The sequence below is a fragment of the Vibrio sp. VP6 genome (genome assembly GCF_028823755.1).
GTDB lineage: Bacteria > Pseudomonadota > Gammaproteobacteria > Enterobacterales > Vibrionaceae > Vibrio > Vibrio parahaemolyticus.
Genome location: NZ_JAPEID010000204.1, coordinates 1 through 524, shown reverse-complemented (window position 1 = coordinate 524; position 524 = coordinate 1). Strand labels below are relative to the sequence as shown.

Annotated in this window: 1 pseudogene; it reads left to right on the top strand. The window is 47.3% G+C overall.

Annotation, left to right across the window (positions count from 1 at the left end):
* Positions 1-524: pseudogene (locus OU793_RS24890) on the top strand (hypothetical protein); the annotation flags it as partial.

Below are 524 nucleotides of genomic sequence, written 5' to 3'. Positions count from 1 at the left end.
TGACCCTGAAAGGGAAAGCAGAACAAACTATTGTAAAATCCTTGACGTATTCAGCAGCTGGACAAAAACCGCGTGAAGAGCAGGGTAACGGCGTGGTTACGACATATTCGTATGAGCCAGAAACACAACGCTTAATCGGGATAAAAACAGAGCGTCCGACAGGGCATGCTCTTGGTGCGAAGGTGTTGCAAGACCTTCGCTACGAATATGACCCAGTAGGTAACGTGGTAACAATCAATAATGATGCAGAAGAGACCCGCTTTTGGCGTAATCAGAAAGTGGTGCCGGAAAATACCTATACTTACGATAGCCTCTATCAGTTGGTCCAAGCTACTGGTCGTGAAATGGCCAATGCCGGCCAGCAAAGTAATCACTTACCGTCTGCAACAATCCCCTTCTCATCAGACAGTTCAGCGTACACAAACTACACCCGCACTTATACTTATGACGAAGTGGGTAACTTGACACGGGTCAAGCACAGTGCGCCGGCAACGAACAATAACTATACCACCACGATAACTGTC